At 68.5% G+C, this 349-nt stretch carries 1 pseudogene; it reads right to left on the reverse strand.

Annotation, left to right across the window (positions count from 1 at the left end):
- Positions 1-349, reverse strand: a pseudogene (locus tag RISW2_RS25340) (terminase large subunit); the annotation flags it as partial.

The following is a 349-nucleotide window of genomic DNA, read 5'->3' on the forward strand; positions in this document are numbered from 1 at the left end:
ATCGCCTCGGCCTCGAGGTTGTCGACGAAAACGAGCTCGTCGGCCTCGGCCAGGTCCTCGAGCTCGGGCGCGATCGACTTGCGCAGCTCGAGCACGCCGCGATCGGCCCACGCCTTGCCCCAGTGCTGCCAGGCCTTCGTCTCGGCATGCCGGCCGAGGACGCTGATTCCGAGAAGGTCGTCGAGGCCGCCCCCGTCGAGACCGACGACACAGACTTCGGAGGTCTCGATGATCGTGGCGAGGTCCATGCCCGGCCGCGCGGCCTTTTCCCAGTGGTCCGCGCCGACCCAGCGCTCCGAGTGCAGCCCGAGGCCGATCTCGATGTTGAGGTGCTGCGACATCCAGATGC

The organism is Roseivivax isoporae LMG 25204, from assembly GCF_000521865.1.
Classification (GTDB): Bacteria; Pseudomonadota; Alphaproteobacteria; order Rhodobacterales; family Rhodobacteraceae; genus Roseivivax; species Roseivivax isoporae.